Origin of the sequence: Streptomyces sp. SID3212, assembly GCF_009865405.1 — a bacterium.
Lineage (GTDB): Bacteria > Actinomycetota > Actinomycetes > Streptomycetales > Streptomycetaceae > Streptomyces.
The window spans coordinates 1-3,779 of sequence record NZ_WWJY01000556.1; the positions used below are offsets into that span (position 1 = coordinate 1).

Here is a 3,779-nt window from a genome sequence, read left to right on the forward strand (position 1 = left end):
CCGGCGGGCGGCGCCGACCCGGCGCTGATCACCGCCTTCGCGAGCGCCACGGCCGGGCTCGGCACCGCCCTGGTGCTCCTGGGCGCCTACCCGTACCACCGGCACGCGGCGCAGCTGACCGGCGTCTTCCCGCATGTGTACGCCGACCTCGGGGCGGCCCTCGCGCACACGGGGGCGCGGGCCGCCGCCGTACTGGCGGAGATCCTGGAACTGGCGCCGTTCGGGAAGCTGTTGTTCTCCAGCGGGGCGCGGGCCCTGCCCGAACTGCACGTCGTGGGCGCCCGGGTGTTCCGGGAGGCGCTCGTCCGGGTCCTGGGCGGTTGGGTCGCCGACGGGGCGTGGTCGCTCACCGACGCGCAGCGGGTCGCCGGGATGATCGCGGCGGGCAACGCCCGCCGGCTCTACGGTCTGTCAGACGGCCGCGGACAGCCGTGAGTCGGGCTGCGCGGGGATCTCGGCGGTGGTCACCGGACGCTCGCGCAGGCTCATCGCGACCCGTACGACCCCGACCCACACCAGGCACGATCCGAGCATGTGGACGCCGACCAGCACGGCGGGCACGTCCGTGAAGTACTGCACGTAACCGATCCCTCCCTGCGCGAGCAGCACCAGCAGCAGGTTGCGGGCGATCACCCGGGTGTCCGCCGGGGCGTCCACCACGCGCAGCACCAGCCACAGGGCGACGGCGAGCGCGCAGACGACCCAGGCGGCGGCGGTATGGACATGGGCGGTGGTCGTCCAGTCGAACGGCATCCGCGGTACGTCACTGCTGTCGCCCGCGTGCGGCCCGGAACCGGTCACGACCGTGCCCGCCACGATGAGGACGACCGTGGAGGCGGTCAGCGCCCAGGACAGCTTCCGTACCGGACCTGGAACACGCGGGCGGGGCGTGCCGTCGCCCTCGCGGGTGCGCAGCCAGGTCACCGTGGTGACGGTCAGGAGTGTCATGGCGAGCAGCAGGTGCCCGGCCACCGTCCAGGGGTTGAGGCCCGCGAGGACGGTGACCCCGCCGAGGACGGCGTTGCCCATCACGATCCAGAACTGCGACCAGGCGAGCCGCGAGAGCCCGCGCCGCCGGGGCTTCGCGGAGCGCGCCGCGATGATCGCCCAGCCGACGGCCGCGCACAGGACGTACGTCAGCATGCGGTTGCTGAACTCGATGGCGCCGTGGATCCCCTGCTCGGGGGTGGCGACGAGGCTGTTGTCGGTGCACTTGGGCCAGGTGTCGCAGCCGAGTCCGGAACCGGTCAGCCGTACCGCGCCTCCGGTGACGACGATCACCACGCTCATCAACACGGCGCCGAGGGCGGCGCGCTGGAGCGTACGGGGCGAAGGCGTCCAGCGCCGGGCGATGTAGGCGAGGGGGGTCAACACGCGAACCATCGTAGGCGGGAGCTTGTGCGGGTTTTCACGAGGGGGGTACGGGCCGGGCGTACGGGGCGCCGACGGTTGCCCCGCGTCGGCCGGGACGCTCACTCCCAGCGGAAGCCGGGATGCTCACTCCCAGCGGAAGAACGTGCCCGCCGCGCCCAGCCCCACGGCCGCCCACACCGCCAGGATCCCGAGGTCCCCCCACGGAGTCGCGGCGCCGTGCTGGAGCACGTCCCGCAGGCCGTCCGAGAGGGCCGAGATCGGCAGCAGCCCGAGCACCGTCCGCGCCCCGTCCGGGAACCGGTCCAGCGGCACGATCACCCCGCCGCCCACCAGCAGCAGCAGGAAGACCAGGTTCGCCGCCGCCAGCGTCGCCTCCGCCCGGAGCGTGCCCGCCATCAGCAGGCCGAGGCCGGAGAAGGCCGCCGTCCCCAGCACGAGCAGCAGCAGGACCACCAGCGGGTTGCCGTGCGGCGACCACCCCAGGGCAAACGCGATCACCGTCAGCAGGACGACCTGGAGCACCTCCGTGACCAGGACGGACAGCGTCTTGGCGGTCATCAGGGCCCAGCGCGGCAGCGGCGACACGGCGAGCCGCTTGAGCACTCCGTACCGCCGCTCGAAGCCCGTCGCGATGGCCTGGCCGGTGAACGCCGTCGACATCACGGCCAGCGCCAGGACGCCGGGCGCCAGGAAGTCCACCGCCTCGCCCGCGCCGGTGTCCACGACGTCGACCGTCGAGAACAGCACCAGCAGGAGCGAGGGGATGATCACGGTCAGCAGCAGCTGCTCGCCGTTGCGCAGCAGCAGCTTCGTCTCGAACGCCGTCTGCGCGGCGATCATGCGCCCCAGCGGGGCGGCGCCGGGCGCCGGCGCGTAGGTGGACCCGCCGCCCGTGCGCAGGCCGGTCCCCGGGCTCGTACCGGTGCTCATGGACGCAGCTCCTTGCCGGTCAGTTCGAGGAAGACGTCCTCCAGCGTGTGCCGCTCCACGGCGATCCCCGACGCCATCACGCCGTGCTGCGCGCACCAGGAGGTGACGGTGGCGAGCAGCTGCGGGTCGATCGTGCCGCCGATGCGGTACGCGCCCGGCGTCAGCTCGGCCGCCGCCGTGCCGTCGGGCAGGGCCTTGAGCAGCGAGCCGAGGTCGAGCCCCGGGCGGCCGGTGAAGCGCAGGGTGTTCTCGGCGCCGCCCCGGCACAGGTCCTCGGGGCTGCCCTGGGCGATGACCCGTCCCGCGTCGACGATCACGACGTCGTCGGCGAGCTGTTCGGCCTCGTCCATGAAGTGCGTCGTCAGTACGACTCCGACGCCGTCCGCCCGCAGCTCGCGGACCAGGTCCCAGGTGGAGCGGCGGGCCTGCGGGTCGAGCCCGGCGGTCGGCTCGTCCAGGAAGACCAGTTCGGGGCGGCCCACCACGGCGAGGGCCAGGGCGAGCCGCTGCTGCTGGCCGCCGGAGAGCCGCCGGTAGGTCGTACGGCCGCAGTCGCCGAGGCCCAGGCGCTCGACGAGCGCGTCCACGTCGAGGGGGTGGGCGTGCAGGCGGGCCATGTGGCGGAGCATCTCCTCCGCCCGCGCGCCCGAGTAGACGCCGCCGGACTGGAGCATCACGCCGATGCGGGGGCGCAGCCGCGCCGCGTCGGCGAGGGGGTCGAGCCCGAGGACCCGTACCGTCCCGGCGTCCGGCCGCCGGTAGCCCTCGCAGATCTCGACGGTGGTGGTCTTGCCGGCTCCGTTGGGGCCGAGGACCGCGGTGACCGTACCGGCCGCGATCCGCAGGTCCAGGCCGTCGACCGCGGTCTTCCCGCCGTACCGTTTGATCAGTCCCCGGATCTCGACCACGGGTTCACCGGCGACGCTGTGCATGTCCGGGAGTCTAGGCAGGGCCGGACGGCCCTGGGTGCCCGGGGCCGGAATGCGACCGCCGGAACCGCCCGGACCGGCCGAAAAGCCCTTTCTTAGGTAACCCTAAGTGATCAATTCCACCGCGCCCGGTTCTGGACAGTAGTTGTCAGTGCCGGAGGAATTACGCAACAATGGCGTTGTGAAATACCTGGGCGAGGCTCCGCAGGAGGAACTCGCGACCGGCGAGCGCTCCACGCGCAACCGCGTCGCGCGCTCCATCCTGGACCACGGCCCGTCCACGGTCTCCGATCTGGCGGGGCGGCTGGGGCTCACCCAGGCGGCGGTCCGCCGCCATCTCGACGCCCTCGCGGCCGACAACGTCGTGGAGGCGCGTGACCAGCGGGTCTACGGCTCGCGCGGTCGCGGCAGGCCCGCCAAGGTGTTCGCCCTGACCGACTGCGGCCGGGACGCCTTCGACCAGTCGTACGACAAGCTCGCCGCCGAGGCGCTGGGCTGGATCTCCACCGCGGCCGGCGGCGGGGAGCGGGGCGAGGCGGCCGTCGC

4 protein-coding genes and 1 pseudogene are annotated in these 3,779 nt (G+C 73.5%); 2 read left to right on the plus strand and 3 right to left on the minus strand.

Translation table 11 applies throughout. The features are described from left to right. Window positions 1-435, plus strand: a pseudogene (locus tag GT042_RS16875) (amidohydrolase); the annotation flags it as partial. On the opposite strand, the gene GT042_RS16880 reads toward GT042_RS16875, so the two are convergent. The 3 genes from GT042_RS16880 to GT042_RS16890 all read right to left on the minus strand — a co-directional run bounded on the left by GT042_RS16880 (window position 412) and on the right by GT042_RS16890 (window position 3,236). Beyond that, window positions 412-1,383, minus strand: a complete 972-nt coding sequence (locus GT042_RS16880; protein WP_161309543.1) for a COX15/CtaA family protein — start codon at window positions 1,381-1,383, stop codon at window positions 412-414. The pseudogene GT042_RS16875 and the gene GT042_RS16880 overlap by 24 nt on opposite strands. Before the next feature lie 114 nt (window positions 1,384-1,497). Further along, on the minus strand, window positions 1,498-2,304 hold the full coding sequence (locus GT042_RS16885) for an ABC transporter permease (protein ID WP_161309544.1): 807 nt from the start codon (window positions 2,302-2,304) through the stop codon (window positions 1,498-1,500). Further along, window positions 2,301-3,236 carry an ABC transporter ATP-binding protein gene (locus GT042_RS16890; RefSeq protein WP_161309545.1) on the minus strand — a complete coding sequence of 312 codons (936 nt, stop codon included), beginning with the start codon at window positions 3,234-3,236 and terminating at the stop codon, window positions 2,301-2,303. The genes GT042_RS16885 and GT042_RS16890 overlap by 4 nt, the downstream gene beginning before the upstream one ends. A gap of 178 nt (window positions 3,237-3,414) precedes the next feature. On the opposite strand from GT042_RS16890, the gene GT042_RS16895 reads away from it, so the two are divergent. Then, window positions 3,415-3,779: ArsR family transcriptional regulator (locus GT042_RS16895; protein WP_161309546.1), on the plus strand; the 365-nt coding region annotated here is incomplete at its 3' end.